The organism is Caulobacter sp. KR2-114, from assembly GCF_049446115.1.
GTDB lineage: Bacteria > Pseudomonadota > Alphaproteobacteria > Caulobacterales > Caulobacteraceae > Acaudatibacter.
In genome coordinates this window covers 51,456-77,618 of record NZ_JBMSEC010000010.1, presented here as the reverse complement: position 1 = coordinate 77,618, position 26,163 = coordinate 51,456, and the positions used below count along the sequence as shown (strand labels likewise).

Here is a 26,163-nt window from a genome sequence, read left to right as displayed (position 1 = left end):
CCTTGGCCGAGCCGCATTCCGATCTTCGGGAAGCGGCTCGCTTCTCCAGCTACACCGAGGCCCAGGTCGCCGTCTCCGCCCTGCGCGCGGCCGGCCTTGCGGCGGTGCTGCTGGACGCCGATCCCGTCGCCGGCGCCTGGCGCGAACCCTTTGGCCGGGGCGGCTACCGCGTGGCGGTCCCGGAGGTTCAGCTGGTCGAGGCCAGGCTGTTGCTGCGCGGCGCCGAGGCCGGCGAGCCCGACCTTCGCCGATCCCGCCTGGCCGACGCGCCGCCCGAGCCGACCGGCGAGCGACTGTTCACCCTCCGGCTGATCCTGATCGCCGTGTTGTTCGCGGCGGTGGCCGCGGCGGCGCTGGTGGGCCAGGGGATCTGGCGGTGAGGGCCCTACGGCGGCGCCTGAACCCCTCACCTTCCCACGTCCCTCGCTCTCGCGAGGCGCGCGGGCCCCTCCCTCTCCCTGCGGGAGAGGTGTTGTTTCGAGCCACGGCCTCCCGGCAGATCGACCCGCAACCTTCCCCCTCTCCCATCGGGAGAGGGAGGGGCCCATGGCGCAGCCATGGGAAGGTGAGCGGTTCCGCCCCCTCCACGAGGCCGCCATGCGCCTGACCCTCCGCCAGCGCGCGTCCTGGGCCGCCCATGTGTTCAAGGCGGTCACCCAGCAGCATCATCGCGCGCTGGTCCCGCTGTTCGCGCCGCTGATTCCGTCGGAGGCGGTGGTGCTCGACGTCGGCGCCCACGCCGGACAGTTCGCCAAGCTGTTCGCGGGCCTCGCGCCGCGCGGCCACATCTACGCCTTCGAGCCGTCGGCCTATGCCCGCTCGGTGCTGGGGCCGGCGCTGGCGGCGGGCGGAAGAGGCCGGGTCGAGGTCGTGCCGATGGGGCTGTCGGACCGGGCAGGAGACCAGGTGCTGCACACGCCGGTGAAGCGCCGCGGCGGCCTCGGCTTCGGCATCGCCCACCTGGGTGAGGACGAGGGACGCGGAGGCGAGGGCGGCGGCCCCGCGGGCCCGCTCTCCACCGTCGACCAGACCATCGCCCTGACCACGCTGGACGCCTTCGCCCAGGCGCGCGGCCTGGAGCGTCTGGACCTGATCAAGCTCGACATCGAGGGCTGGGAGCTGCGCGCCCTGGCCGGCGGCGAGCGGACGCTGCGGCGGTTCGGACCGGCGCTCTACGTCGAGGTCGACGACGCCATGCTGGCCCGGGCCGGCGACAGCGCCGGCGGCCTGTTCGCCTGGCTGTCGGAGCTGGGCTACGTCGCCCGCCGCGCACCGGACCTGACGCCGGCGCCGCACTGGCTGGGCGCCGGCGACTACCTCTTCCAGCGCGGCGGCGCCTGAACCTTGTCCGCAGCCTGCGTGGCTTGACGATTGCGGCCCGGGACAGCGCAAAAGTCCTCACCATCGGGGCGCCAAGCGCCTATATGACGGCCGACAAACTCCATCACTTCAGAGGGGCGCCATGGCGCAGTACGACGTCGTCATCATCGGGGGCGGGCCGGCCGGCTACAACGCGGGGATCCGCGCGGGACAGCTGGGCCTGAAGGTCGCGGTGGTGGAAGACCGGGTGACCCTGGGCGGCACCTGCCTGAACGTCGGCTGCATGCCGTCCAAGGCGCTGCTGCACGCCTCGGAGATGTTCGAGGTGGCGGCCAAGGATTTCGCCGGACTCGGCATCGACGTGCCGGCCCCCAAGCTGAACCTGCCGGTGATGATGTCGCAGAAGCAGACCTCGGTGGACCAGCTGACCAAGGGCATCGAGTTCCTGTTCAAGAAGAACAAGGTCGACTGGGTGAAGGGCCGCGGCAAGATCGCCGGCCAGGGCAAGGTCGAGGTCACGGCGCAGGACGGCGCCGTGCAGACGCTCGAGGCCGCCAACATCGTCATCGCCACCGGCTCGGAGCCGTCCACCCTGCCCGGCGTGACCGTGGACCAGGCGCGCATCGTCGATTCCACCGGCGCCCTGTCCCTGCCGGAGGTCCCAAAGAGCCTGATCGTGATCGGCGCGGGAATCATCGGCCTGGAGCTGGGCTCGGTCTGGCGGCGCCTCGGCGCCAAGGTGACGGTGATCGAGTTCCTCGACCGCATCTGCCCGGGCATGGACGCCGAGACCGCCAAGACCTTCCAGCGCGCCCTGACCAAGCAGGGCATGAGCTTCAAGCTGGCGTCCAAGGTCACCGGCGCCGCGGCGAAGAAGGACGGGGTGGACCTGACTGTCGAGCCGGTGGCCGGCGGCGCGGCCGAGACCGTCAGCGGCGACTATGTGCTGGTCTGCATCGGGCGGCGTCCGTACACCGAGGGTCTGGGCCTGGAGAGCGTCGGCATCACCCCCGACAAGCGCGGCTTCATCGACACCGACCACTTCAAGACCGGCGCCCCCGGCGTCTGGGCGATCGGCGACGCCACCCACGGCCCGATGCTGGCGCACAAGGCCGAGGAAGAGGCCATCGCCGTGATCGAGATCATCGCCGGCAAGGCGGGCCACGTGAACTATGACGTGATCCCCTCGGTCACCTACACCTTCCCGGAGGTGGCCTCGGTCGGCAAGACCGAGGAGGAGCTCAAGGCAGCCGGCGTCGAGTACAAGGTCGGCAAGTTCCCGTTCACCGCCAACTCCCGCGCCAAGATCAACCACGAGGCCGAGGGCTTCGTGAAGGTGCTGGCCGATGCGAAGACCGACCGGGTGCTGGGCGTGCACATGATCGGCCCCGACGTCGGTGAGATGATCGGCGAGTACTGCGTGGCGATGGAGTTCGCCGCCGCCTCCGAAGACGTGGCCCGCACCTGCCACCCCCACCCGACCCGCTCCGAAGCCCTGCGCCAGGCGGCGATGGGCGTCGAGGGCTGGACGATGCAGGCGTAAGGGTCGGCGGGCTGGGCGGCGACGGCTGAGCCCCTCACCCTCCCATCGCTGACGCGATGGGCCCCTCCCTCTCCCTGTGGGAGAGGTGAAGGGCGGTGGGGTCGATCCAGCCCTATCTCGTTGATCGCCCTGGATAAATCACCTCTCCCATAGGGAGAGGGAGGGGCCCGCGGCGCTTGCGAAGCAAGCGGCGTGGGAAGGTGAGGGCTTACGCCCCTCCGCCGCTCCGCCTCAAGCGTGCGGATGCGCCTTGGCGTAGGCGGCCAGCAGGCCCGCGGCGTCCACGGCCGTGTAGCGCTGGGTGGTCGACAGGCTGGCGTGGCCCAGAAGCTCCTGGATCGACCGCAGGTCGGCGCCGGCCCCCAGCAGGTGGGTGGCGAAGGAATGGCGCAGGGCGTGCGGCGTGGCGCGTTCGGAAAGGCCAAGCCGGCCGCGCAGGCGCTGCACCGTGGCCTGCACGTGACGCGGGCTCAGGGGTCCGCCCCGCGGTGCGCGGAACAGTGGCTCGTCGGGCGCCAGGACGAACGGCTGCAGGCGCAGGTAGGCGTCCACCGCCTCGCGCACCGCCGGCAGCAGCGGCACGAGCCGGGTCTTGCCGCCCTTGCCGGTGATGCGCAGCGCCTCGCCCAGCGGTGCGTCCGCGCGTGTCAGCGACAGGGCTTCGGAGATCCGCAGGCCGCAGCCGTACAGCAGGGTCAGCACCGCCGCATCGCGGGCGGCCGCCCATTCCGGCAGGTCCAGGTCCTCGCCCGCCTCGGCGATCAGGCCGAACGCCTGGTCCTCGCTGACCGGTCGCGGCACGCCCGGCTTGACCCGCGGGCCGCGCACCAGGCCGAGGGCCGGGTTGGGCGTGGCCAGCCGGCGGTCGAGGAAGCGATGGAAGGCGCGGATCGCCGACAGCGCCTGCGACAGCGAGCGCGGCGACAGTGGACGCTCGCCCGTGCGGCGCGAGGCCAGGTAGGCGCGCAGATCGGCCGCCGACACGCCGCCGAGGTCGGCCACGGTCGGCGCGCCGCCGTGGTGGGTGGTGAGGAACGCGAGATAGGCCAGCACGCAGGCCTGATAGGCCTCCACCGTGCGCGGGCTGGCGCGGCGCTCATGCGTCAGATGCTCCAGCCACGCGACCAGGGCCCCGTGGCCCGTGCGCGGGTCCGGCGCGGGGCCGTCTACAGCACCGGCCATCGCTCGGCGGTCCGCTCCACCACCCGGGCGATGAACGCCACCAGGTCGGAGCCCATGTCGGCGGTGAAGGCGTCGGGGTTGGCCGAGCCGAAGGCGATGATGCCCTCGCGGGCGGGTTCCCAGATCGCCAGCCGGACCAGGGCGCAGCTCTTCACCTCGGCAGCGCCGTCGCCGAACAGGCCGAGCGCGGTCGGGGTGTGGCCCATCAGCGCCAGCTTGCGCGGGCCGAGCACCAGGTCCACCTGGCCCTCCACCAGCGGCCGCCAGCCCGCGGGGACCCGGCCGGGCCCCTCCAGCGCCAGCACGCCGGCCGCCAGGCCCAGCCGCAGCCGCGCCACCTCGTCCATGCGCCGCGCCAGGTCCGAGTGGTTGCGCGCGTCCAGCAGGTCGATGACCGTCGCGTGGGTCTGGGCCTGGGCGGCGAAGTTGGCGCGGGCGATCGCCTCCAGCTTGCGCCGCTCGCGGCTCTCCTGCTTGTGCGCGGCGGTGGCGCGCGAGAGGGCGACGGGGCCGAATTCCACCACGTTCGAGACGCTGGGTTTCAGCCCAAGATCGGCCAGGAACTGCGGATCATCGATGATGATCGCCGGATTGGCCTTCAGATAGGCCTTCATCTCCTCGTGCAGAGGTTCGACCTCCGCCGTCGCCGTGCCGTCCATCCGCCCCGTCCCCCCGGCCGTCCCTGGCCGCTTGGTCCCTACAGGATCGACTGGCCGGTCTTCGCCCAGTCGCTGAGGAATTGATCAAGCCCCTTGTCGGTTAACGGGTGCTTGAAGAGGGTGGCGAACACGTCCGGCGGGATGGTCGCGCAGTCGGCGCCGGCCAGGGCCGAACCCCTGACGTGTTCGGCCGTGCGGATCGAGGCTGCGAGAATCTCGGTGTCGTAGCCGTAGTTGTCGTAGATCTGGCGGATGTCGCCGATCAGGCCGACGCCGTCGGCCCCATGGTCGTCCAGGCGGCCGATGAACGGGGAGATGTAGGCCGCGCCCGCCTTGGCGGCCAGCAGCGCCTGCACGGCCGAGAAGCACAGGGTGACGTTGACGTTGATGCCTTCGCGCGCCAGTTCCGCGCAGGCGATCAGGCCGTCCTTGGTGAGCGGCAGCTTGACCACCACATTGGAGGCGACGGCCGCCAGCTTCTTGCCCTCCTCGATCATGGTCTTGTGGTCGGTGGCCACGGACTCCGCGCTGATCGGCCCCTCGACGATGTCGCAAATCTCGGCGATGACCTCCAGCATGGGACGGCCGGCTTTGGCGATCAGCGACGGGTTGGTGGTGACACCGTCGACCAGGCCGGTGGCGGCCAGTTCGCGGATCTGTTTGGTGTCGGTGGAATCGAGGAAGATTTGCATGTGGCGGGTCTCTGCAGTTGAGGCGGGGACTTCTAGGCGCTCGCCGCGTCCCCGTCGACGTCGAACAGACCCCTGCTTGCCGGTGTCTGCCCGCGTGGTCCTCTGTGCGGAACGGCCATGCCGCGAATAGTTTCCGTGCTGCTGCCGATGCCCTTGCCGGAGGCGTTCGACTACGCCGAGCCGGAGGGGATGCACCTGGCGCTGGGCGACATCGTCGCCGCCCCGCTGGGGCCCAGGCTGCTGCGCGGCGTGGTCACCGGCCTGCGCGACGGGACCGGTGGCAACCGGCCGCTGAAGCCGATCGCCGAGCGGCTGGACGAGCCGCCGCTGCCGCCGCGGACCCTGGAGTTCGTCGAGTGGGCCGCCCGCTATGCGGTGGACGCCCCCGGCCAGCCCCTGGCCATGGCCATCCGCGGCCTGCGCGCCCCTCGACCGAAGCCGGAGAAGCGACTGCGCGCCACCGGCCGGGCGCCGGCCCGGCCGACGCCGGCGCGAACCCGGGTGCTGGAGGTCGCGGGCGAAGGGTTGCACGCCGCCGCCGAGCTGGCGCGGGCCGCCGGCGTCTCGTCCGGGGTGGTCAAGGGCCTGCTGGACGAGGGCGCGCTGGAGATGCTGCTGGTCGAGCCCGCCCTGCCGTTCGCCCCGCCGGACGTCGAGCGTCCGCACCCGCCGCTCAATCCCAGCCAGGCCGCGGCCGCCGACGTGCTGAAGGCGATGATCGACGATCAGGGCTTCAGCGTCGCCCTGCTGGACGGGGTCACCGGCTCAGGCAAGACCGAGGTCTATCTGGAGGCGGCGGCGCGGGTGCTGTCGCGCGACCCGCACGCCCAGGTGCTGGTGCTGCTGCCGGAGATCGCGCTCACCCAGGCGGTGATCGACCGTTTCGAGCGGCGCTTCGGCGCCCTGCCGGCCGAGTGGCATTCCGGCGTGGCGCCGCCCCGGCGACGGGTCACCTGGGAGGCGGTGGCGTCCGGCGAGGCGCGCATCGTCGTGGGCGCCCGCTCCGCCCTGTTCCTGCCGTTCGCCGACCTGAAGCTGGTGATCGTCGACGAGGAGCACGACGGCTCCTACAAGCAGGAGGACGGCTTCATCTACCAGGCGCGCGACCTGGCGGTCGCCCGCGCCAAGATCGAGTCGGCGACCATCGTGCTCGCCTCGGCGACGCCGTCGCTGGAAAGCCTGTGGAACGCCCAGAACGGCCGCTATCGCTGGCTGCGGCTGTCCGACCGGCACGGCGACGCGGAGCTGCCGGAGATCGCGCTGGCGGACCTGCGCGAGCATCCGCCCCAGGCGGGCGAGTGGCTGTCGCCGGTGCTGACCGCGGCCATGGCCGAGACCCTCGAGCGGGGCGAACAGTGCCTGCTGTTCCTGAACCGCCGCGGCTATGCGCCCCTGGTGCTGTGCCAGGCGTGCGGCGAGAAGCTGAAATCGCCGGACACGGACTCCTGGCTGGTCGAGCACCGCTACACCGGCCGCCTGGTCTGCCACCTGACGGGCTTTTCCATGCCCAAGCCGGACCGCTGCCCGCACTGCACGGCCAAGGACAGCTTCGTCTCCATCGGGCCGGGGGTGGAGCGGGTCGAGGAGGAGGCGCGGCGCAAGTTTCCCGACGCGCGGGTGGCGGTGTTCTCGTCCGACACGGCGCCCGATGCGGCCTCGGCGCGGGCGCTGATCGAGGCGATGGCGGCGGGGGAGATCGACATCCTGGTCGCCACCCAGGCCGCCGCCAAGGGGCACAACTTCCCGAACCTGACCCTGGTGGGCGTGGTCGACGCCGATCTCGGCCTGCGCGGCGGCGACCTGCGCGCCGCCGAGCGCACCTACCAGCTGCTGGCCCAGGTCTCCGGCCGCGCCGGGCGGCATGAGCGCCCGGGGCGGGCGATCCTGCAGACCTGGATGCCGGACCATGCGGTGATGCAGGCGCTGAAGGCCGGGGATCGAGACGGCTTCGTCGCCATCGAGATGGCCGAGCGCGAGGCCGCGGGCCTGCCGCCGTTCGGCCGCCTGGCGGCGGTGATCGTCGCCGGGCCGGACCCCGCCGTCGTCGAGCGCTTCGTTCAGGATCTGGCCGCCGCCGCGCCCAACGCCGCGGGGGTGGATGTCTACGGCCCCGCCGACCCGCCGTTCAGCCTGGTGCGCGGCCTGCGCCGCAAACGCTTCCTGGTCCGCGCCGACCGCAACATCGACCTGCAGGGCTTCCTCGGCGCCTGGCGGGCGCGGGTGAAGGTCCCGTCCTCGGTGCGGATGGTGATCGACGTCGATCCGTACAGCTTCTTCTAGGGCCCGCGACCGCCCGCCCTATTCCTGCGCGTCGGAGTCGTCGAAGGCGGCTTCCCGCGGAGCCTTTCGCCGGGCCAGCCCGTTCAGCGCCTCGATGCCGCCGGCGAAGGCCATGGCGGCGTAGATGTAGCCCTTGGGCACGTGCACGCCGAAGCCGTCGGCGATCAGGGTGGCGCCGATCATCAGCAGGAAGCCCAGCGCCAGCATCACCACCGTCGGATTGCGGCGGATGAACTCGGCCAGCGGGTCGGAGGCCAGCAGCATCAGCCCCACGGCGATCACCACCGCGACCATCATGATCGGCAGGTGCTCGGTCATGCCGACGGCGGTGAGGATGGAGTCGATCGAGAAGATGATGTCCAGCGCCAGGATCTGCACGATCGCCGCGCCGAGGCCGGTGACCACCTTGCGCCCGACATGCGTCGCCTCGTCGTGCGCCGGATCGACGTTCTCGTGGATCTCGCGGGTGGCCTTCCAGATCAGGAACAGCCCGCCGGCGATCAGGATCAGGTCGCGCCACGAGAAATGCAGGTCGAACGGCGGGTGGCCGTCCGGGCCGGGGGGCGGGGACCAGGGCAGGGAGATCACCGGGTCGGTGAGGCGGATGATGAAGGCGATCACCGACAGCAGGGCCAGGCGCAGCACCAGCGCCAGGCCCAGGCCGACACGGCGCGCGCGCTGGCGGTGCTGCGGCGGCAGCTTGTTGGAGATGATGGCGACGAACACCAGGTTGTCGACACCCAGCACCACCTCCATCACCACCAGGGTCACCAGGGCGGCCCAGGCGGTGGGATCGGCGACGAGCGCCAGCAGATTTTCCATAGACCCTCAGGTCTCCCCGGTTCGGAACACCGGCGCAGTCATAGCGCGCCGCACGCCGTTCGCTGAAGAGGGTATCCCGCAGGAGGCGTTTCGACAGGGTTTCCGAGTGCGCCGCATCAGCGTTCGTCCCGCCGCCAAGGCGCCATCGCGGAGCGGCCGGGACCGCCCCAGGGCTTTCTGGCCCGGCGTTTGCAGTCCGTTCAGCCAGTTCCGATTAACTGGCCACTTCGAGACGGACCCGTAGATGCCCATGCTGGACGGCGCCAACATCAAGCCCCTGACGAGTCTGCGGTTCTTCGCGGCCTTCTGGGTCGTGCTGTTCCACTATTGGCACAACCTGGCCGGCGTCACCGGCACGCCGTCGGTGGTCGAGAAGGGCTATCTGGGGGTGGAGCTGTTCTTCACCCTGTCCGGCTTCATCCTGTGCCACGTCTATCTGACGGGGCTCGGAGAGGGGCGCTTCCGGTACGGGTCCTTCCTCTGGGCGCGGCTGGCGCGGGTCTATCCGCTGCACATCGCCACCCTGCTGGGTGTCGGCGTTATGGCCCTCGTGGCGCTTGCCGCGGGGATGAGCGTCGACGGCAACATTCTCTCGTGGGCCAGCCTGCCGGCGAACCTGCTGATGATCCACGCCTGGGGCTTCGCGCCGCAGGCCGGCTGGAACCATCCGTCCTGGTCGATCTCCGCCGAGTGGTTCGCCTATCTGATGTTCCCCGCCTTCGGCTGGCTGGCCTGGCGCCTGCGCAACCGGCCGTACATGGCCATGGCCGGCTCCGTCGCCTTCCTGGCGGCCCTCTATGTCGTCTTCGAGCGGCTGGCCGGCTTCCCGCTGACCCGGGCGACGATCGCCTGGGGCGCGTTGAGGATCGTGCCGTGCTTCACCCTGGGCTGTGCGACCTACCTGGTCTGGCGCCGGTCAGGTGCGACCGGCGCGGCGGAACGACGCGATCAGGCGGCAATCGGCGCCGTTTTTTTTGGCGCCGGCATTCTGCTCGCAGCCCAGTTCGGGGCGCCTGACGCGCTCATCGTGCCGGGCTTCGCGGGACTGATCTTGTCGCTGGCGAAACTTGCCCGCGCCGGATCTTCATTCGGCACGCAGGCGGCATTCGTGTATCTCGGAGAAATCAGCTACTCCGTCTATATGATCTGCATCCCATGGCAGCTTGTTTTCGTAAACGTTGCCACAAAGGTGATGCATTTGAGCGACAAGAAACTGCCCCTGTTTGCTTGGCTTGTATTCGTCGTGACGGTGGTTCCTTTGGCGGCCGCCTCATACCATCTGATCGAGAAGCCGGCCCGGGAACGCATGAAACTCATCGCACAGCGACGCGTGACTCACGCGATTGCGACCGCGACCGCGAGGTAAACGCTCTTTTCATTCGTGTGAGGCAAGGGTATCCCAGGACCCAGTGGACCGGGGGAGTACCTTCGTAATGCGTCAACGGATGAGAACCTTTGTAGGTTCCTTAGCCGCCGCCGTAGCCATCACCCTCGCACCGGGGGGGGCTTTCGCAGACTCCTATTGGCAGTGTGTCCCGTTCGCCCGTCTGGTTTCGGGCATCCAGATCTTCGGTGACGCCTACACTTGGTGGAACCAGGCCGCCGGCAAGTACGATACCGGCTTCACCCCGCGCGCCGGCGCGGTGCTGTGCTTCAAGCCCACCGGCCGCATGCGTCTCGGCCACGTGGCCGTGGTCAGCCAGGTGCTGACCGACCGGGTGATCCAGATCACCCACGCCAACTGGTCGCTGATCGACGGCAGCCGTGGCCAGATCGAAAAGAACGTCACCGTGGTCGACGTCTCGCCGCAGGGCGACTGGAGCCAGGTGAAGGTCTGGTACGACCCGAACGGCAACCTCGGGACCACGGTCTACCCGACCTACGGCTTCATCTATCAGGACGCCTCGGCCAAGCAGGCTTCGAACAGCTTCTCGGCCGCGCGCGACACCGCCCTGGCCATGGCCACCAACGCCGCCAACCAGGTCGCCGCCGCCGTCCGTCCGGGCGCTTCGCCGATCGGCATGCTGGGCCAGGCCGCCGATTCCACCGACCGGATCGCCGCCCTGATCGCCGCCGCCACCGGCCAGAGCCCCTCCAAGGACAACAAGTAGCCTACGGGGCGAGCCGCTTCCGCGGCTTGCCTCCTGACGCAACCCAGTCAAGCCGCTTCCGCGGCTTGCTTCTTGGCGCACCCCAGTCAAGCCGCTTCCGCGGCTTGCCTCCGGGCCGCACCCCCTTTACGCCTCCCTTCCACGCCCTGGCTGGGAGGGAAGCTGCATGCTGAAGGTCCTGAACCACGGCGGCGCGGGTCTGCGGACCGTGCTCGCGCCCCAGGACCTCGTGCTCGGCGACGGCGACGTCTGGCTGGACCTGCTGGAACCCACCCGCGAGGAGGAGCTGGCGGTCGAGCGCTGCCTGGGCGTCGAGCTGCCGACCCGCGAGGAGATGGCCGAGATCGAGCCCTCCAGCCGCCTCTACCAGGAGGCCGGCGCCACGGTGCTGATCGCCACCGTGCTGACCGCCTCCGACACCGCCCGGCCGATCAACTCGCCGGTGACCTTCGTGCTGGCGGGGCGGCGGCTGGTGACGATCCGCTATGTACGCCCGCGCGCCTTCGAGGTGTTCGCCAGCCAGGCCGAACGCCAGCCGGAGAGCACGGCCAGCGGCGCCCAGGTGCTGATCGGCCTGCTGGACGCGGTGGTCGACCGGCTGGCCGACGTGCTGGAGCGCACCTCCGCCCAGGTGGAGCGCACCTCGCTGGACGTCTTCGCGCGGCCCCGCACGGCGCCGTTCGAGGACATCATCGATACCCTCGGCCGCGCCCAGGTGGTGGATTCCAAGGTGCGCGACAGCCTGGTCTCGCTGCACCGGATGATCAGCTTCGCCGGCCTCGCCGACGAGATCGAGAACAACCACGAGTGCCGCGAACACCTGGCCAGCCTGCACCGCGACGTGCAGTCGCTGACCGACCACTGCAGCTACCAGTCGGGCAACATCACCTTCCTGCTGGATGCGGCGATGGGGCTGATCAACATCGAGCAGAACTCGATCCTGAAGCGCTTCTCGATCTTCTCCATCGCCTTCATCCCGCCGACCCTGGTGGCCGGGATCTACGGCATGAACTTCCAGCACATGCCCGAGCTGGCGTGGCAGTGGGGCTATTTTGCCGCCCTGGCGATCATGGTCGCCGCTTCGCTGGGGCCGCTGCTGTTCTTCCGGCGCAAGGGCTGGCTGTGACCCCGTTCGTCGCCCTGCTGCGGGCGGTCAACGTCGGCGGCAAGACCATGCTGCCGATGGCCGACCTGCGCGCCCTCGCCGAGGCGCAGGGGTGGGCGGACGTGAAGACGCTGCTGCAGAGCGGCAACCTGGTGTTCCGCGCCCAGGGCCAGGCGGCCGAACTGGAGCAGGCGCTGGAGGACGCCATCGCCGCCCATGCCGGGCGGCGCTTCACCGTGCTGGTCCGCACGCCGGCGCAGTGGTCCGCGCTGATCGCGGACAACCCCTATCCGGACGCCGCGCGCGACGATCCCAGCCATCTGGTGGCCCTGCTGCTGCGCAGCGCCCCCGCGGCCGAAGCCCAGGACGCCCTGCGCGCCGCCATCCGCGGGCGCGAGGTGTTCACCGTCAAGGGGCGCGAGGCCTGGTTCGTGTATCCGGACGGCATCGGCGACTCCAAGCTGACCCCGGCGCTGATCGACCGTCATCTGGGCTCCGGCACCGGGCGCAACTGGAACACCGTGCTGAAGATCGACGCGGCGCTGAGGGCCCTCGCCTAGGACCGATCTGCGACATTGCGACACCGGGGACTCGGCCTGCCGCGACACGGTAAACGCGAACTTAACCACCTCTTCGCACCGTTCCTTAAGCGCGCGGCGACCACTCTGGCGACCTCCCGATCGCCTCCCTGCGACCGCCCGCTCAAGACCGCCGCGCCCATGACCGCCCTGTCGCCCATCGTCCAGCCCATCGCCGCCGACGTGCTGCACGAGGTGCTGGATCTGCACTGGCGATACCTGGCGCGAAAGCCCGGCGGCCGGCGCGCCGTGCTGGCCTATGTCGACCTGTCGGCGCGCGAGCTGGACCGGGCGAACCTGGCCGAGGCCGAACTGACCGGCTGCGTGTTCCGCGACGCCTCGCTCAACGGCGCCAACCTCGAGGGGGCGGTGCTGTACGGCTGCGACCTGCGCGGCGCGGACCTGCGCGGCGCGAACCTGGCCAAGAGCGACCTGCGCGGCGCCAACCTGGTCGGCGCGAACCTGGCGCGGGCCAACATGGCGGGCTGCGATCTGCGCGAAGGCCGCATGGCGGTGCGCACGCCTGGCGGCGGCGGACGGGGCGGCGAGCTGACCTATGCGGTGCTGCAGGGGGCCGACCTGTCCGGCGCCCAGATGACCGGCGCCTGGGCCACCGCGGCCGACTTCACCGACGCCAATCTCTCCGGCGCCGTGCTGGTGGGCGCCAAGCTGGCGCGCGCCGTCCTGGACGGGGCCGACCTGTCGGGCGCGGACGTGTTCCACGCCGATCTCGGTGGCGCCTCGTTGCGCGGGGCGGTGATCAGCGGCCTGAACATGGACGACGCCAACCTGGAGGACGCCGACCTGACCGCCGTGCTGCGCGATCCGCCCGCGGGCGCCGGGCCCGGCGAGCGGGGGCTGGACCTCGTGCTGGCCGACCACGAGCGGTTCTGCGTCAGCGACGGCCGGGACGGGGCGGCGGCGCGGCTCGCCGGCGCCGATCTGCGGGCGATCGGCTCGCTGCGGGGGCGCAGGCTGACCGGCCTGATGGCGCGCGAGGCGGTGTTCTACGGCATGGACCTGGAGGGCGTGCAGCTGCAGGGCGCCGACCTGACCGGGGCCGACCTGCGCGGCGCCAACCTGCGCGGCGCCGACCTGCGTGGCGTGCGGCTGACCGGAGCGCATCTCAACCGCGCCGACCTGCGCCTGGCGATCCTCGATCCCCTGGTGCTGGGCGAGGGCCGTTCCCTCCGCGCGGACCTGTCGGGGGCCTGCCTGCGCCACGCCGACCTCTCCGGCGCCCGCGCGCGCCGCGCCCGCTTCCTCGGCTGCGACCGCGACCATCTGCGCCTCGACGGCGCCGATCTGGCCGGGGCCGAACTGGAAGCCTGACCGGGCTCCGCGCCCGCCGCGCTGCATTCGTCATGGACGACGCCACGTCAGGGCGTCTAGGCAGGACCCCGACCTGGGATCCCGGCGCGGAGCGTTCATGGACGGCGACACCCCTGACCAGCCACTGCGGCGCCTGATTCCCCTGCCAGGGCGCGGGGAGGGCGCCATGGCGGCGCTGGAGTTCGGACCGGCCGACCGGCCCTACGACGTGGTGTTCGTTCACGCCAATGGCTTCAACGCCCTGACCTACCGCACCATCCTGGCGCCCCTGGGCCGGGAGGGGCTGCGCCTCCTGGCGGTGGACCAGCGCGGCCACGGCGCCTCGACCCTGCCGGCGGTCGTCGAGGGGCGCGAGAGCTGGGACGATCTGGGCGAGGACATGGTCGCCCTGCTGCAGGCCCTCGACCTGACGGACGTGGTGCTGTCCGGCCATTCCATGGGCGGCGCCGCCTCGGTGATGGCCGCCGCCGCCGAGCCCGGCCGCGTGCGCAGCCTGCAGCTGTTCGATCCCGTGGTGATGACCGCCGACGCCACAGCCCAGGCGCGGCGCGGCGACCTGCCGCCCTCGCCGCTGGTCGAGGGGGCCCGCCGCCGGCGCGCGGTGTTCGAAAGCCGCCAGGCGGCGCTCATCGCCTACCGCGGCCGCGGCGCCTTCCGCACTTGGCCGGACGAGATGCTGCAGGACTACGTCACCGCCGGCTTCCGCGACCTGCCTGACGGCACGGTGACCCTGGCCTGCGCGCCCGCCTGGGAAGCCTCCAACTTCACCTCGCACGCGCACGACACGGTGGCCGCGTTCGAGGCCCTGCAATGCCCGGCGCGGATCCTCAAGGCCGAGGAGGGCAGCACCTGCCGCATGGACGCGCGCATGGACGCCCTGGTGGCCGCCGGCCGCATCCAGGTCGAGGTGCTGGCGGGAACCACCCACTTCCTGCCGATGGAGCGGCCCGAGGCCGTGCGCGCGGCGCTGCGCGCCGCCCGCGCCTAGCGGCGCAACCGCCTACAGCGCCAGCCCCGGGGTGATCCGCCGGCGGATCGCGGCCTGGGCGTCCTCGGTGATCGGGATGATCTTGCGGGCGTCGAGGTCGAGCGAGATCGCCACCGCCTCGGAGGTCCCCCAGGCGCGACCGCTCTCGGGGTCCAGCATCCAGTGCACCATGCGCTGGGCGCGGTGATCGACGCCGGCGACGCCCGAGCGCACCTCGAAGCGGTCGCCGATGCGCGGCCAGGCCAGGTGCAGGATGCGATACTCCAGCACCGCCCCGCCGACCCGGGCCGGCGGCGCGGCGGACGCGGCCGTCACCTCGGCGCGGAACGCGGAGGCCAGTCGCGGAACCCCGTCGGAGACCCGGCCGATGAACTGTTCGACCCGCATGCGGCCGAACACGTCGCAGTCGTCCTGCAGGAAGGCGCCCGCCGCCAGCCGGACCAGCCCCATGTGCTCGGCGGCGGCCAGGCTGGCGATGCTTTCGCGCGGCTCCAGCGTCAGGCTGCGCGGCGCGGCGTGCGCCGGCACGGTGGTGCGCAGGGCGGCGGCCCGCTCCAGGGTCCGCGGCGACCAGGGGAAGGCGCGGCCGTCGCCGGCGGTGACGTGGGCCACGACGCTCTGGATGGCGGCGGCGATCTCGCCGCTGTCGGAATGGACCAGCAACTGCAGCACCCGCGCCTCGCTCTCGCCGATCTCCAGCACCCCGGCGGTCATGTGCAGCGGCGCGCGCGAGCGGGCCTCGCGTATGAAGCGGATGTGCTGCTCGCGGATCAGCAGGGTCGAACCGGCGCTGGGCCGGAATGCGTCGGGCAGCCCCAGGGCCGCGGCCAGGCCCACCAGCCCCTCGGCCGCCCGCGCCACGTAGAAGCGGACGTTCATGTGGCCCATGTCGTCCAGCTCCCAGGTGTTGACGCCACCGCGCCACACCTCGATCGCGCCGTCCTGTGGCGCGTTCTCGCCCGCCGGGCCGCTCACCAGGGGCTCCGGTCGGTGAGGGCCGCTTCGGCCTTGCAGGCGCCGGCGTCGGGGATGGGGCCGGCGGCGCGGGCGGCGGCCATCTCGGTCCGCGCGGCGTCGAGATCGGCGCGGAAGGCGCCGTCGCCGTGCAGGGCGGCGACCAGGGCGGCGCCGTTGGTGCGTCCCGCCTCGATGGCGCTGGCGTTGTGCACCCCGCACACCACCCGGCTTTCGCCGAAGGCGCGGGCGCGGCTGAGGATCGGCCCGGCCCGGTCCGGCGCCAGCTCGGCCAGGATCAGGCCCACCGTCCAGCCCCAGGTGGTGTGGCCGGACGGATAGTCAGGGCTGGCCGCCAGGGCGAGGGTCCGCTCGATGCAGATGTCACCCCGGTCGATCAGGAACGGCCGCTGGCGCCGATAGAGGTCCTTGGGCCCGTTCACCGCCGCCACCGTATCCTTGCGCACGCGGGCGAGCATCGCCGCCAGCTTCGGGGCGTTGCCCGGCGTCAGGCTGGCGCCCGCGGCGCAGCTGAAGTCGCTCAGCATGGCGGGAACGGCCTCGTTGGCGTCGCTCTGCGCCAGGGTCCACCGGGGCGAGCCCTTCAGGGCCCGGGTGGCGCGGAACACGGCGCGGTCCGCCACGCCGCGGGCGGAGTCGACCTTCGGGGCGGGCGGCAGGATGCGCACGGTGTCCGGCGCGGCGGCGCCGGTGAGGTAGGGCGCGGGCGGCGCCTCGGCGATCCCCGCTCCGGCGGCGACGAAAAGCGCGACAAGGGCGGCGGCCGGCAGGAATATGGATTGGCGCATGCAATACTCGGCTGGGCGATCGGGCGGGGACTGTAACCATCGATCCGCGTCCGGCGAATAGGGGACGAACCCAGTGACGAAGGATGCGCGGTGACCGACACCCCGATCGACAGCCTGTCCGCCCCCACGGCCCCGGCGAGACCCCGCAAGGTGCTGGTGCGCCGGCATGGCCTGGCGGTGCGTCTGACCCACTGGGTCAACGTGATCGCCCTGACCTTCCTGCTGCTCAGCGGCCTGCAGATCTTCAACGCCCACCCGGCGCTCTACTGGGGCAACGCCTCCACCTTCGCCGACCCCTGGCTGGCGCTGGGCGCGAAGTTCCACCACGGACAGTGGTCGGGGCAGACGCAGATCGGGCCCTTCCACCTCGACACCACCGGCCTGTTCGGCGCCTCGCGCGTGCATGGGGTCCTGGCGCCCCGCGGCTTTCCGCCCTGGATCACCCTGCCGTCGGAGCAGTTCCTGGCGCTGGGCCGGCGCTATCACTTCTTCTTCGCCTGGATCTTCGCGATCAACGGGGCGGTCTATCTGCTCAGTGGGCTGATCAGCGGCCACCTGCGCCGCGACCTCGTCCCCACCCGCGATCAGCTGAAGCCGGGCCATGTCTGGCATGAGATCGTCGAGCACGCCCGGCTGCGCTTTCCGAAGGGCGAGGAGGCGCGCCGCTACAACGTGCTGCAGAAGGGCGCCTACGCCGGCGTCGCCCTGGTGCTGCTGCCGCTGATGGTGCTGACCGGCATGACCATGAGCCCGGCGCTGGACGGGGCCTTCCCGTGGCTGCTGACCCTGTTCGGCGGCCGCCAGTCGGCGCGGTCGATCCACTTCATCTGCGCCAACCTGATCGTCCTGTTCGTGATCGTGCACCTGGTGATGGTGGTGGTCTCGGGCCTCTGGAACAACATCCGCTCGATGATCACCGGCCGCTACGCCATCGAGGTCGAGACGAGCAAGGAGCCTGCAGCATGACCGCCTCCCGTCGTTCGTGGCTGGGCGCCGCCGGCGCCAGCCTGCTGGGCGCCATCCTGGCCGGCTGCGACCGCATCGCCGAATCCCCCAAGGTCGTCGGCGTGATCTCCAGCGCCGAGGGGCTCAGCCGCCGGGCCCAGCGGCTGGTCGGCGGGCGCACGGCCCTGGCGCCGGAGTTCAGCCGCGCCTCGATCTCGCGCGATTTCCGGGCCAACGGCACGATCAACCCCGCCGACGCCGACTACCAGGCGCTGGCCGCGGGCGGCTTCAAGGACTGGCGGCTGGTGGTGGACGGCCTGGTCGACCACCCGCAGTCGCTGAGCCTGGATCAGGTTCGCGCCCTGCCCGCCCGCACCCAGGTCACGCGCCACGACTGCGTCGAGGGCTGGAGCGGCGTGGCCGAATGGACCGGCGCGCGCATGGCGGGTCTGCTGGCCCTGGCCGGGCTGAAGCCGGGGGCGAAGTACGTGGTGCTGCACTGCGCCGACACCTTCGATCCCGGCGCGCGGGAGGGGCAGCGCAAGTATTATGAGAGCCTCGACCTGGTGGACGCCCTGCACCCGCAGACCATCCTGGCTTACCAGATGAACGGCCAGACGCTGGCGATCCCCCACGGCGCGCCCCTGCGCCTGCGGGCCGAGCGGCACCTCGGCTACAAGCAGGCCAAGTACGTGATGCGGATCGAGGTCACCGACCGGCTAGACACCATCGGCGGCGGCAAGGGCGGCTTCTGGCCCGACCGCGGCTACGAGTGGTACGCGGGGATCTGAGGGGCGCCTATTCCGCCACCGACACCCGGGTCAGGTCCGGTCCCAGCACCACCGCGCCGGCGAAGTGCGCCGCGGCCAGCGCCCGCCAGTCTTCCTCCTGCCCGGGGACGATCGGCGGCACATAGTGGGTCAGCAGCAGGGTCTTCACCCCGGCGCGGGCCGCGGTCTGGCCGGCCTGTTCCACCGTCGAGTGGTAGTCGAGGATGTCCTGGAAGCGCTGCGAGGGCACGCGCTCGACAAGGTCGCGCCGGATCACGGTCTGCACATAGACGTCCGCGCCGGCGCACAGGGCGTCCAGCTCCGGGCAGGGGATGGTGTCACCGGCCACGGCGACGCTCGCCGCCCCGGCCTCGATGCGGTAGCCGAGCGTCGGATGCACCGGCGAGTGGTCGGTGCGGTGCGCGGTGATGGCGCAGCCGCCGACGGTGAAGGCGTCCCCCGGCTCCAGCTCGATCGCCTGGACCTGCGGCGGGGCGTTGAGGTCGTCGTGGTGGTCCATGCGGTAGCGCACGTCGAACGCCAGCATCGCCAGGGTGGCCTCGACCAGCGCCGCCACGCCCTTGGGCCCATAGATCTTCAGCGGCATGGGCGCCGGCGTCATGATCCAGTGGGTGGTGATCACGTCGTTCAGGTCGCAGATGTGGTCGGAGTGCATGTGCGTCAGCAGGATCGCCGACAGCGCCGGCGGCGGCGTGGCCGCCCCCATCAGCCGCATGATCACCCCGCGCCCGGCGTCGATCAGCAGGTTCGCCCCGCCCGCCTTGACCAGCGTCGCCGGCCCGGCGCGCTCCGGATGCGGGATAGGCGAGCCAGTCCCCAGCAGCACCACGTCCATCGGCGTCTCCTCCGCGTTCGCGCAGAAGATGGCAGTTTGAGTGTCGATAGTCGAGGGCCGCAGGCTCTTTGGAGGGGCGGAACCCCTCACCTTCCCACGCGACTTGCTCACGCAAGCCACGCGGACCCCTTCCTCTCCCTATGGGAGAGGTGGCAGAGAGGGGCGCCTCGGGAATTTCATCTATCTGATCGCACTGGGGAAAACACCTCTCCCATAGGAAGGGTGAGGGGTTCCGCCCTCCGGCTGCGAACCGGAGGGCCTGAACGCTTTCCCGAGCCGCCCGCGCCTAGGCGAACAGCTTCTGCCAGCGGCGCTTCTCGCGGGTCTTCCAGCTGCCGCGGTGGTAGGCGTCGGAGCCGATCAGCGGGACGACGGTGGTGGCCTCGGCGAACACCATCTGTTCGAAGGTGGTGTTGACCTTGCCCCAGGAGGCGGCCTCCTGCAGCGTCGAGGACGAGCAGGCGCCGTCGCGCACGTCGGCGACGGTGATCTGCACCGCGTACTTGTGCATGTCGGCCTCGATGCCGAGGATCTCGGCGCAGACCACGGTGTCCTGGGCGAAGTTCTTCGGCACGCCGCCGCCGACCATGAACAGGCCCGTGGTGCCGGCCGCGATCTTGATGTCGGTCAGCTCGCGGAAGTCGGCCACCGCGTCGATGGTCAGATAGGGCTGCTTGGCCGCGATCCTTTCCTTCTGGTGCTTGACCAGGCCGAAGCCGGCCGAGCTGTCGACGAACGCCGGGCAGAAGATCGGCGCGCCTTCCTCGTAGGCGGTCTGGATCAGCGAGCCGGGCTTCTTGGCGTTGCCGGCGGCCAGCCACTTGCCCATCTCGTAGATGAACTCGCGGCTGGAATAGGGGCGCGGCTCCAGCGAATTGGCGATCTCGTAGATCGTCGCGTCGCAGTTCTGCAGCTCTTCCTCGTCGATATAGGTGTCGTAGATGCGGTCGATGTAGTTGGCGCGCAGGACGTTGTCGTCCACCGGACCGGCCGCCTGGTAGTGCTTGAAGCCGAGGGCCTCGAAGAAGTCCATGTCGACGATCGAGGCGCCGGTGGCGACCACCACGTCGATCATGCCGAACTTCACCATGTCGCGGTAGACGTGCATGCAGCCGCCGGCCGAGGTCGACCCGGCCAGGATCAGCCACGGCGAGCAGTCCGGATCGCTGACCGCCATGTCGAGGATGTCGGCTGCGCGGGCGGTGTCGCGGCTGGTGAAGCTCATCTTGCGCATGGCGTCGATCACCGGCCGGGCGTCGTAGGCGGTGATATCGACGTGCTCGACGGTCTTGGAGAGCAGCTCGGCCTTGGTGTTCGGAACGGGAGCGTTCATCGCTTAGGTTTCCCTTCAGGGGTGAGCGCCCGTCGTTGCCTGGTCTCCCCAGCCGGACGGAGCGACGGCTGGGGCGGAGGATGATCAGCGGCCTTTTAGGCCCCTTCGGTGACAGCTTGTAGTCCGAAGACGGCGGACATGCGCGTCACGCCGCCGCCGGTCGCGTGCGGTAGTGGTAGCGGTAGAGCTCGGTGTCGAACCCGAGGCGCCGGTACAGCGCATTGCCGGAATCGTTGGCGGCGACCACCTGCAGGCAGGCGCCGTCGACGTCGCCGCGCGCCTGGCCCCAGGCCAGCAGGGCGCCGCAGGCCCGCTCGGCCAGGCGCCGGCCCCTTTGGGCGGCGTCGGTGACCACCATGTTCAGCACCAGCATGCCGTCGCTGACGGCGCCATAGGCCAGTGACGCCAGCTGCCCGTCCTCGCCGCGCACGCCGGCGAAGGCCCCCGGCAGCACCGCGCCCTGCAGGATCCGCCGGCGACCGGCGGCCTCGACGGGGCCGTCCTGCTGCAGGCGATCCTTGGCGTCCAGCCATTCGTCCGTAGGCGGACCTTCCACCAGGTCGGCGTCCCAGGCCCCGGGCGTCGCATCCAGCGGCCGCCAGACCACGCGGGTCACGTCGTGCGCCGGGCCATAGCCCTCGGCGTCCAGGGCGTCCTCCACCCCCGCCTCGGCGAAGGGCGGCAGCCGGAAGCACGGCTCGATGCCGTTCTTCAGGAACAGGGCGTCGCAGGCGCGGACCTTGTCGCGCAGGTCGCGGCGCACCCCGGCCCGGATCGGGTTCACCGAATTGGCGCGCTTGGTGTGGCCGTCGGCAAAGCGCAGCACCCAGCCGTCCAGCAGGATCTGGGATGGCGCGGGCCAGGCGTTCAGCGTGGCCTCCTCGGCCCGCATGATCAGGTCTTGTGACATGGAAGGTCGTCTCGAAGCGGTGACGGAAAAAGCAGCAAGCTCCCGGAGCCCTGCGGGGCTCCGGGAGCGGGCGAGCGCAGGGCTCGAACCGGGGCTACTTTCGTCGGCGCTTCCTGCCGCGGGCCTTGACGACCAGGCGGACCACATCGGCGGTGTCGGTCTTCGGCACCGGGATCGAGCGCGGGGCCATGCCGTACATCGAGGCCATCGGCGGATCCTGCACCTGGGCGGTGTCGATGTCGCCGAAGCCGTTGAACCGGGTGGCCATGGCGACGCCGTAGGCGCCGATCATGCCGATCTCGACGAAGTCGCCCTCGTCGATGTCTTCCGGCAGCCAGAACGGCCCGGGCATGTGGTCGATGGCGTCGCAGGTGGGGCCGAAGAACCGGTAGGGGCGCAGCACCCCCGACGGTTCGTTGTTTTCGTCCTCGCGGTGCATGCGCACCGGGAACGGCCACTTGGAGTGGGCGGCGTCGAACAGGGCGCCGTACGAGCCGTCGTTGAGGTAGAGGGCGTCGCCCTTCTTCAGCTCCACGCGGGTCAGCAGCGACGTGCCTTCCGCCACCAGGGCGCGGCCGGGCTCGCACCACAGCTCGGTGGTCTCGTGCACCATCATCTCGGCGAAGCCGCGGTCGATGGCGGCCATGTACTCGTCGAGGTCCGGCGGGACCATGCCCGGGTAGATCGACGGGAAACCGCCGCCGACGTCGACAATGTCGGCGAACACGCCCGCCCGCACCAGGGCGCGGGAGGCCTGGGCCATCGCCGCCTGGAACGCCGAGGGGCGCATGCACTGGCTGCCGACGTGGAACGACACGCCCATCAGGTCCTGGGTCGCGCGCCGCGTGGCCAGCAGCAGCGAGGGGGCCTCGTGCGGCGAGACGCCGAACTTGCCGGCCAGGGAGTATTGCGCACCCTGCGCCTCGACGCCCAGCCGCACCACCAGGGTCAGGTCCTTGGCCGCGCCCGTGGCGTCGATGATCTTGGCCAGCTCCTCGTGGCTGTCGAGCGCGAAGGTGCGGATCCCGTGGTCGAAATAGGCCGACGCGATCGAGCGCCGGCTCTTCACCGGATGCATGTAGGCCATGCGGGAGCCGGGCGCGCGCGCCTGAACGAGCTCGATCTCGGGGATCGAGGCCACATCGAAGGATTGGACGCCATTGTCGGCCAGGGTCTCGATGACCCACGGCGAAGGATTCGCCTTCACCGCGAAATGGACGTCGCCTTTGAAGTTATCTCTGAACCAACGCGCCGCTAGGGCCACGGCGCCCGGTCGCACCAGGGCGACAGGACGTTCCGGAGACCGCTCGCGGACCAGGTCCAGGGGCGTATGGTACGTGTGCAATTCACGTAACCCCCTGCAAATTGTTAACCCAGACCGGCGTTAGCAGCGTTGATGGACATCGGGGTCCGCCGGAGCCGTGCGACATAGGCAAGTTGTCCACAGATGTAAAGGCAAAATCCCGGGGCGCGGCGCTACGAATTCCTCGCCATGCCTAGCGCGGGCTTAACCCCGCCGCCCGCGCCGGCGCGGGATCGTCCGGACCCGGCGCAAGCTTCGGCGCGATGAACCGCCGCTACGGCCCCGGCGGGAAGTGCTCCACGTGGGTCTCGCCGGTGCGGCCGAAATAGACGACCCGGCGGCCCGGCATCGACACCAGGTATCCGGCGCAGCCCGCCGCCTTCGCCTTGGCGCAGAAGCCGCGGTAGCTGTAGCCCGCCGCCCCCGTCTGCGCCTCGCGGATGGCGGACCGCAGCGCGGCGGCGTCGAAGGCGGCGGCCACCGAAGTCGGGGTGGCGTGGGTCGCCAGGTCCAGGCCCTCGCCGGACGGCAGGTAGTAGGTGGCACGCTCGCGACGATAGTCGACGGCGTAGCCTTCGAATCCGGCGGCGGCGAGGGTGGCCAGGATCTGCGGGAAGTCCATGGCGCCGCTGTCGGCGCCCTCCAGGCAGGCGCGGGCGCAGGCGTTCTGGTTCGCGTCCATGTCGCGGTCCTCTGGCTGTCGGCGTTGGGAAAGGTCTAATCGGTCGGGACGGACTTCAGGCCGCGCCGCCGGACGATGTCCTTCAGCAGGCCTTCCAGGGCGGCGCGCTGGTCCTGCGCCAGGTGGTCGAAGAACTCGGCGTCGTTGCGGTCGGCGAGGGCGGCCAGACGGGGGACAAGGGCGCGGCCTTCATCCGTGAGCGACAGCGTATGGGCGCGGCCGTCGTCGGGACAGGCCGTGCGCGCCACCAGGCGCTTGGCGATCAGCCGTTCAGCCAGCTTGCTGATCGCGCCGCGGGTCATGCCCATGCGTTCGGCCAGGCGGCTGGGCGCCGTGGCGTCCTCGTCGGCCAGCGCGCGCAGCACGACCCACTCCGCAACCGTCACCCTCTCGGCCTCGAGCCGGCGCGCGAAGGCGTGGGAGACCGCGTTCGAGACGAACCGCAGCCAGTAGCCGAGGTGGGCGGTAAGGGGAGGCAGTGACATGTTGCCTAGGCAACTAAATCGCTAATGTTTCCTTGTCAACAAGATGGCCGCCTTGCGACGTCCTGACCTGCAGCAGCCGGGGTGGGGGCAAGGATCACTTAAGCATGTCGGCCTAGGATATGGCCCGGAGGCGCCCATGTCTGTCACGCGAAGCAAGGCGACCTGGCGTTCCACCGACCATTTCGAGCCGGACGCCAATCTCGACCCGAACGCCCAGCGGCGGCTGCGCGGCAACCTCGAACAGATCGACTACATCGCCTCCGCGGCCAGCCGGGAAGTCATCGGGGCGGCCCTGAAGTCCACCAATGCGGCGGCCTTCCAGCAGCTGGCGGTGTCCGCGGCCCAGGCCCGCGCCCGCTGGGTGGCCGCGGCCCTCAGCGCGTCCGAGGGCGGCCAGCCGCTCAGTGCGGCGCAGATCGAGAGCCTGGCGGCGTTGCGGCGGGCTTTCCAGGAAACCGCCGACGCCTATGAGGCGTTGCGGCGGCTGGTGGAGCGCGGCTACCTGAGCTACCAGCGCTAAGTCGCGCCACGCGTCGCGGGCGGCCGCGCCTCGTGGCTGGACCGACCCCACCGGTCATGTCATGAAACCGTTGCCCGGTCCGGCGAGAAGCTGGCCCTGACCATGCCTTGCGGCATGTCCTGTGTCGTTCCGCCCTGGGGGGTAGCCGCCGCCGATGACGTCCGCCGCCGTCCTTTCCGTGCGGGGTGTGTCCAAGACCTACGGTTCCCGGCGGGCCCTCGACGGCGTGTCGCTGGAGGTCGCCCGGGGCGAGATGATCGCCCTGATCGGCCCCTCGGGCTCGGGCAAGTCCACCCTGCTGCGCTCGATCACCGGCCTGGTGACCGTGGACGCCGACGCCGGGGTGGTGGAGGCGTTCGACAAGCCGGTGCAGTCCAGGGGGCGGGTGACCGCGCAGGTGCGCGAGGCGCGCATCCGCATGGGCTTCATCTTCCAGCAGTTCAATCTGGTGGGCCGGCTGACGCTGTTCACCAACGTCGCGCTCGGGTCGCTCGGGCGGATCGGCTTCTGGCGCGGGCTGTTCGGTCGCTGGCCGCAGGAGACCAAGGCCTCGGCCATGGCCGCGCTGAGCCGGGTCGGGGTGGCCGAGTACGCCGGCCAGCGCGCCAACACCCTGTCCGGCGGGCAGCAGCAGCGCGGCGCCATCGCCCGCGCCCTGGTGCAGAAGGCCAAGTTCATCCTGGCCGACGAGCCGGTCGCCTCGCTGGATCCGGTGTCCGCGCGGCGGGTGATGGAAATCCTCCGTGAACTGAACAAGACCGACGGCCTGACCGTCATCGTCACCCTGCACCAGGTGGACTACGCCCTGCGCTATTGCGATCGGGTGGTGGCCCTGAAGGCGGGCAAGGTCGTCTTCGACGGCCCGCCCGGCGACCTGGACAAGGACAAGCTCATCGACATCTACGGCCCGGAATTCGAGGACGTGTTCTGGGAAGGAGCCCCGCAATGATCTCCCGTCGTCACCTGGCCGGACTGGCCCTGTTCGGCGCCCTGGCCGCGGGCGCGCTCGGCCTTGCCGGTTGCGGCAAGTCCGGGCCTGCCGGCGAGACGCGCGAGCCGAACGAGGTGCGCTTCTCGATCCTGTCGACCGAATCGGCCGCCAGCATGGGCTCCTACTGGGCGCCGATCCTGGCTGACATGCAGAAACAGACCGGGCTGAAGGTGAAGCCCTATTTCTCCAGCAACTACACCACCCTGGTCACGGCGATGCAGTTCAAGCAGACCGAGGTCGGCTGGTTCTCCAACCTGCCGGGCCTGGACGCCGTGCGCCGGGCCAACGGCGAGGTGTTCGCGCGCACCTTCGATCCCACGGGGGTCGACGGCTACAAGTCGGTGCTGATCGTGGGCGCCAAGAGCGGCCTGACCCTGGACAAGGTGCTCAAGTGCGACCGGTCGCTGACCTTCGGCATCGGCGACGCGCGCTCGACGTCCGGCACCCTGGCGCCGATCACCTACCTGTTCGCGCCCAAGGGCATCAAGCCGGAGACCTGCTTCAAGACCGTGCGCAGCGGCAGCCACCAGAGCAACCTGTTCAGCGTGGCCAACGGCCAGCTCGACGTGGCGACCAACAACTCCACCGCCCTGCTGCTGAACGCCCAGCGCCACGAGCCGCAGTCGCAGCAGGTCAAGGTGATCTGGGAATCGCCGACCCTGCCGGAAGACCCGATCATCTACCGCAAGGACCTGGATCCGGCGATCAAGGAGAAGCTGCGCCAGTTCTTCCTGACCTACGGCCAGGGCAACACCCCCGAGGCGGCGCGACAGCGGGCCAACATGGCCAAGATCAACATCGGCGGCTTCAAGCCGGCCGACGAGACCCACCTGCTGCCCGTGCGCGAGATGGAGGCCACCCAGAACTGGCTGCTGGCCAAGGAAGGTGGCGACCAGGCCAAGATCGACGCGGCGAAGAAGGCGCTGGACGCGATCACCGCCCAGCGGGTCGCCCTGGAAGCGCGCACCCGCGCCCCCGCGGCGGCCCAATAGG

The 26,163-nt window shown here is 70.9% G+C and carries 27 protein-coding genes; 15 read left to right on the top strand and 12 right to left on the bottom strand.

Annotated features, from left to right (window positions below):
- Positions 1-2: 2 nt before the first annotated feature.
- The 3 genes from ACO2Q3_RS26125 to lpdA all read left to right on the top strand — a co-directional run bounded on the left by ACO2Q3_RS26125 (position 3) and on the right by lpdA (position 2,863).
- Positions 3-380 carry a hypothetical protein gene (locus ACO2Q3_RS26125; protein ID WP_423312112.1) on the top strand — a complete coding sequence of 126 codons (378 nt, stop codon included), beginning with the start codon at positions 3-5 and terminating at the stop codon, positions 378-380.
- Positions 381-597: 217 nt separating this feature from the next.
- Positions 598-1,341 carry an FkbM family methyltransferase gene (locus ACO2Q3_RS26120; RefSeq protein ID WP_423312111.1) on the top strand — a complete coding sequence of 248 codons (744 nt, stop codon included), beginning with the start codon at positions 598-600 and terminating at the stop codon, positions 1,339-1,341.
- 121 nt (positions 1,342-1,462) lie between these two features.
- Complete coding sequence (gene lpdA, locus ACO2Q3_RS26115) at positions 1,463-2,863, top strand: dihydrolipoyl dehydrogenase (RefSeq protein ID WP_423312109.1); 1,401 nt, start codon at positions 1,463-1,465, stop codon at positions 2,861-2,863.
- A 231-nt stretch (positions 2,864-3,094) separates the two neighbouring features.
- On the opposite strand, the gene ACO2Q3_RS26110 is transcribed toward lpdA, so the two are convergent.
- The 3 genes from ACO2Q3_RS26110 to fsa are packed head-to-tail and all read right to left on the bottom strand — an operon-like array spanning position 3,095 to position 5,396.
- Positions 3,095-4,045: a tyrosine recombinase XerC gene (locus ACO2Q3_RS26110; protein ID WP_423312108.1), complete on the bottom strand. Its 951-nt coding sequence runs from the start codon at positions 4,043-4,045 to the stop codon at positions 3,095-3,097.
- Positions 4,030-4,704 carry a DUF484 family protein gene (locus ACO2Q3_RS26105; RefSeq protein WP_423312107.1) on the bottom strand — a complete coding sequence of 225 codons (675 nt, stop codon included), beginning with the start codon at positions 4,702-4,704 and terminating at the stop codon, positions 4,030-4,032. Before ACO2Q3_RS26105 ends, ACO2Q3_RS26110 begins: the two co-directional genes overlap by 16 nt.
- A 38-nt stretch (positions 4,705-4,742) precedes the next feature.
- Positions 4,743-5,396 carry a fructose-6-phosphate aldolase gene (gene fsa, locus ACO2Q3_RS26100; protein ID WP_423312105.1) on the bottom strand — a complete coding sequence of 218 codons (654 nt, stop codon included), beginning with the start codon at positions 5,394-5,396 and terminating at the stop codon, positions 4,743-4,745.
- A 117-nt stretch (positions 5,397-5,513) separates the two neighbouring features.
- On the opposite strand from fsa, the gene ACO2Q3_RS26095 reads away from it, so the two are divergent.
- Positions 5,514-7,676 (top strand): primosomal protein N', encoded by a 2,163-nt coding sequence (locus ACO2Q3_RS26095; RefSeq protein ID WP_423312104.1) that lies wholly within the window; start codon positions 5,514-5,516, stop codon positions 7,674-7,676.
- Positions 7,677-7,694: 18 nt separating this feature from the next.
- Here the strand turns inward: ACO2Q3_RS26095 and ACO2Q3_RS26090 are convergent, their stop codons facing one another.
- Positions 7,695-8,498 (bottom strand): TerC family protein, encoded by an 804-nt coding sequence (locus ACO2Q3_RS26090; RefSeq protein WP_423312103.1) that lies wholly within the window; start codon positions 8,496-8,498, stop codon positions 7,695-7,697.
- Between the two features lie 250 nt (positions 8,499-8,748).
- On the opposite strand from ACO2Q3_RS26090, the gene ACO2Q3_RS26085 reads away from it, so the two are divergent.
- The 6 genes from ACO2Q3_RS26085 (at position 8,749) to ACO2Q3_RS26060 (ending at position 14,612) form a co-directional block, all read left to right on the top strand.
- Positions 8,749-9,864 carry an acyltransferase family protein gene (locus ACO2Q3_RS26085; RefSeq protein ID WP_423312127.1) on the top strand — a complete coding sequence of 372 codons (1,116 nt, stop codon included), beginning with the start codon at positions 8,749-8,751 and terminating at the stop codon, positions 9,862-9,864.
- A gap of 67 nt (positions 9,865-9,931) precedes the next feature.
- Positions 9,932-10,609, top strand: coding sequence for a CHAP domain-containing protein (locus ACO2Q3_RS26080; RefSeq protein WP_423312101.1), 678 nt, complete (start codon positions 9,932-9,934; stop codon positions 10,607-10,609).
- A gap of 166 nt (positions 10,610-10,775) precedes the next feature.
- The gene (locus ACO2Q3_RS26075; protein ID WP_423312100.1) at positions 10,776-11,735 is read left to right on the top strand and encodes a magnesium transporter CorA family protein; all 960 of its coding nucleotides are present in this window, start codon (positions 10,776-10,778) and stop codon (positions 11,733-11,735) included.
- The gene (locus tag ACO2Q3_RS26070) at positions 11,732-12,274 is read left to right on the top strand and encodes a DUF1697 domain-containing protein (RefSeq protein WP_423312098.1); all 543 of its coding nucleotides are present in this window, start codon (positions 11,732-11,734) and stop codon (positions 12,272-12,274) included. Before ACO2Q3_RS26075 ends, ACO2Q3_RS26070 begins: the two co-directional genes overlap by 4 nt.
- 159 nt (positions 12,275-12,433) lie before the next feature.
- Entirely contained in the window at positions 12,434-13,624 is a 1,191-nt protein-coding gene (locus tag ACO2Q3_RS26065; protein WP_423312096.1) for a pentapeptide repeat-containing protein, read from the top strand.
- Between the two features lie 166 nt (positions 13,625-13,790).
- The gene (locus ACO2Q3_RS26060; RefSeq protein WP_423312094.1) at positions 13,791-14,612 is read left to right on the top strand and encodes an alpha/beta fold hydrolase; all 822 of its coding nucleotides are present in this window, start codon (positions 13,791-13,793) and stop codon (positions 14,610-14,612) included.
- A 12-nt stretch (positions 14,613-14,624) separates the two neighbouring features.
- Here ACO2Q3_RS26060 and ACO2Q3_RS26055 read toward each other — a convergent pair whose 3' ends face one another.
- Together ACO2Q3_RS26055 and ACO2Q3_RS26050 are read right to left on the bottom strand one after the other, a co-directional pair.
- The gene (locus ACO2Q3_RS26055) at positions 14,625-15,587 is read right to left on the bottom strand and encodes a thioesterase family protein (RefSeq protein ID WP_423312092.1); all 963 of its coding nucleotides are present in this window, start codon (positions 15,585-15,587) and stop codon (positions 14,625-14,627) included.
- On the bottom strand, positions 15,584-16,375 hold the full coding sequence (locus ACO2Q3_RS26050) for an acid phosphatase (protein ID WP_423312090.1): 792 nt from the start codon (positions 16,373-16,375) through the stop codon (positions 15,584-15,586). Before ACO2Q3_RS26050 ends, ACO2Q3_RS26055 begins: the two co-directional genes overlap by 4 nt.
- Before the next feature lie 90 nt (positions 16,376-16,465).
- Here ACO2Q3_RS26050 and ACO2Q3_RS26045 point away from each other — a divergent pair, with 90 nt between their 5' ends.
- Positions 16,466-17,341, top strand: a complete 876-nt coding sequence (locus ACO2Q3_RS26045) for a cytochrome b/b6 domain-containing protein (RefSeq protein WP_423312088.1) — start codon at positions 16,466-16,468, stop codon at positions 17,339-17,341.
- The gene (locus tag ACO2Q3_RS26040) at positions 17,338-18,111 is read left to right on the top strand and encodes a molybdopterin-dependent oxidoreductase (RefSeq protein WP_423312086.1); all 774 of its coding nucleotides are present in this window, start codon (positions 17,338-17,340) and stop codon (positions 18,109-18,111) included. Before ACO2Q3_RS26045 ends, ACO2Q3_RS26040 begins: the two co-directional genes overlap by 4 nt.
- 7 nt (positions 18,112-18,118) lie before the next feature.
- On the opposite strand, the gene ACO2Q3_RS26035 is transcribed toward ACO2Q3_RS26040, so the two are convergent.
- The 6 genes from ACO2Q3_RS26035 to ACO2Q3_RS26010 form a co-directional block, all read right to left on the bottom strand.
- Positions 18,119-18,946: an MBL fold metallo-hydrolase gene (locus ACO2Q3_RS26035; protein WP_423312084.1), complete on the bottom strand. Its 828-nt coding sequence runs from the start codon at positions 18,944-18,946 to the stop codon at positions 18,119-18,121.
- A 286-nt stretch (positions 18,947-19,232) separates the two neighbouring features.
- Positions 19,233-20,279 carry a 1,9-bis(guanidino)-5-aza-nonane synthase gene (locus ACO2Q3_RS26030; RefSeq protein ID WP_423312082.1) on the bottom strand — a complete coding sequence of 349 codons (1,047 nt, stop codon included), beginning with the start codon at positions 20,277-20,279 and terminating at the stop codon, positions 19,233-19,235.
- Positions 20,280-20,424: 145 nt separating this feature from the next.
- The gene (locus tag ACO2Q3_RS26025; protein WP_423312080.1) at positions 20,425-21,189 is read right to left on the bottom strand and encodes a GNAT family N-acetyltransferase; all 765 of its coding nucleotides are present in this window, start codon (positions 21,187-21,189) and stop codon (positions 20,425-20,427) included.
- A 94-nt stretch (positions 21,190-21,283) separates the two neighbouring features.
- Positions 21,284-22,534 carry a type III PLP-dependent enzyme gene (locus ACO2Q3_RS26020; protein ID WP_423312078.1) on the bottom strand — a complete coding sequence of 417 codons (1,251 nt, stop codon included), beginning with the start codon at positions 22,532-22,534 and terminating at the stop codon, positions 21,284-21,286.
- 232 nt (positions 22,535-22,766) lie between these two features.
- Entirely contained in the window at positions 22,767-23,174 is a 408-nt protein-coding gene (locus ACO2Q3_RS26015) for a DUF1398 family protein (protein ID WP_423312076.1), read from the bottom strand.
- A 35-nt stretch (positions 23,175-23,209) separates the two neighbouring features.
- Positions 23,210-23,659: a MarR family winged helix-turn-helix transcriptional regulator gene (locus tag ACO2Q3_RS26010; RefSeq protein WP_423312074.1), complete on the bottom strand. Its 450-nt coding sequence runs from the start codon at positions 23,657-23,659 to the stop codon at positions 23,210-23,212.
- A gap of 136 nt (positions 23,660-23,795) precedes the next feature.
- Between ACO2Q3_RS26010 and ACO2Q3_RS26005 the strand changes: the two genes are divergently transcribed.
- The 3 genes from ACO2Q3_RS26005 to phnD all read left to right on the top strand — a co-directional run bounded on the left by ACO2Q3_RS26005 (position 23,796) and on the right by phnD (position 26,162).
- Positions 23,796-24,179 (top strand): hypothetical protein, encoded by a 384-nt coding sequence (locus ACO2Q3_RS26005; RefSeq protein ID WP_423312072.1) that lies wholly within the window; start codon positions 23,796-23,798, stop codon positions 24,177-24,179.
- A gap of 154 nt (positions 24,180-24,333) precedes the next feature.
- Positions 24,334-25,128: a phosphonate ABC transporter ATP-binding protein gene (gene phnC / locus ACO2Q3_RS26000; protein ID WP_423312070.1), complete on the top strand. Its 795-nt coding sequence runs from the start codon at positions 24,334-24,336 to the stop codon at positions 25,126-25,128.
- On the top strand, positions 25,125-26,162 hold the full coding sequence (gene phnD / locus ACO2Q3_RS25995) for a phosphate/phosphite/phosphonate ABC transporter substrate-binding protein (RefSeq protein ID WP_423312068.1): 1,038 nt from the start codon (positions 25,125-25,127) through the stop codon (positions 26,160-26,162). Before phnC ends, phnD begins: the two co-directional genes overlap by 4 nt.
- Position 26,163: the final 1 nt, after the last annotated feature.

Coding starts and splice junctions, on each gene's coding strand:
- ACO2Q3_RS26120 (WP_423312111.1), top strand. CDS start 598: ATGCGCCTGACCCTCCGCCAGCGCGCGTCCTGGGCCGCCCATGTGTTC.
- lpdA (WP_423312109.1), top strand. CDS start 1,463: ATGGCGCAGTACGACGTCGTCATCATCGGGGGCGGGCCGGCCGGCTAC.
- ACO2Q3_RS26110 (WP_423312108.1), bottom strand. CDS start 4,045: ATGGCCGGTGCTGTAGACGGCCCCGCGCCGGACCCGCGCACGGGCCAC.
- ACO2Q3_RS26105 (WP_423312107.1), bottom strand. CDS start 4,704: ATGGACGGCACGGCGACGGCGGAGGTCGAACCTCTGCACGAGGAGATG.
- fsa (WP_423312105.1), bottom strand. CDS start 5,396: ATGCAAATCTTCCTCGATTCCACCGACACCAAACAGATCCGCGAACTG.
- ACO2Q3_RS26095 (WP_423312104.1), top strand. CDS start 5,514: ATGCCGCGAATAGTTTCCGTGCTGCTGCCGATGCCCTTGCCGGAGGCG.
- ACO2Q3_RS26090 (WP_423312103.1), bottom strand. CDS start 8,498: ATGGAAAATCTGCTGGCGCTCGTCGCCGATCCCACCGCCTGGGCCGCC.
- ACO2Q3_RS26085 (WP_423312127.1), top strand. CDS start 8,749: ATGCTGGACGGCGCCAACATCAAGCCCCTGACGAGTCTGCGGTTCTTC.
- ACO2Q3_RS26080 (WP_423312101.1), top strand. CDS start 9,932: ATGCGTCAACGGATGAGAACCTTTGTAGGTTCCTTAGCCGCCGCCGTA.
- ACO2Q3_RS26075 (WP_423312100.1), top strand. CDS start 10,776: ATGCTGAAGGTCCTGAACCACGGCGGCGCGGGTCTGCGGACCGTGCTC.
- ACO2Q3_RS26065 (WP_423312096.1), top strand. CDS start 12,434: ATGACCGCCCTGTCGCCCATCGTCCAGCCCATCGCCGCCGACGTGCTG.
- ACO2Q3_RS26060 (WP_423312094.1), top strand. CDS start 13,791: ATGGCGGCGCTGGAGTTCGGACCGGCCGACCGGCCCTACGACGTGGTG.
- ACO2Q3_RS26050 (WP_423312090.1), bottom strand. CDS start 16,375: ATGCGCCAATCCATATTCCTGCCGGCCGCCGCCCTTGTCGCGCTTTTC.
- ACO2Q3_RS26040 (WP_423312086.1), top strand. CDS start 17,338: ATGACCGCCTCCCGTCGTTCGTGGCTGGGCGCCGCCGGCGCCAGCCTG.
- ACO2Q3_RS26035 (WP_423312084.1), bottom strand. CDS start 18,946: ATGGACGTGGTGCTGCTGGGGACTGGCTCGCCTATCCCGCATCCGGAG.
- ACO2Q3_RS26030 (WP_423312082.1), bottom strand. CDS start 20,279: ATGAACGCTCCCGTTCCGAACACCAAGGCCGAGCTGCTCTCCAAGACC.
- ACO2Q3_RS26025 (WP_423312080.1), bottom strand. CDS start 21,189: ATGTCACAAGACCTGATCATGCGGGCCGAGGAGGCCACGCTGAACGCC.
- ACO2Q3_RS26015 (WP_423312076.1), bottom strand. CDS start 23,174: ATGGACGCGAACCAGAACGCCTGCGCCCGCGCCTGCCTGGAGGGCGCC.
- ACO2Q3_RS26010 (WP_423312074.1), bottom strand. CDS start 23,659: ATGTCACTGCCTCCCCTTACCGCCCACCTCGGCTACTGGCTGCGGTTC.
- ACO2Q3_RS26005 (WP_423312072.1), top strand. CDS start 23,796: ATGTCTGTCACGCGAAGCAAGGCGACCTGGCGTTCCACCGACCATTTC.
- phnC (WP_423312070.1), top strand. CDS start 24,334: ATGACGTCCGCCGCCGTCCTTTCCGTGCGGGGTGTGTCCAAGACCTAC.
- phnD (WP_423312068.1), top strand. CDS start 25,125: ATGATCTCCCGTCGTCACCTGGCCGGACTGGCCCTGTTCGGCGCCCTG.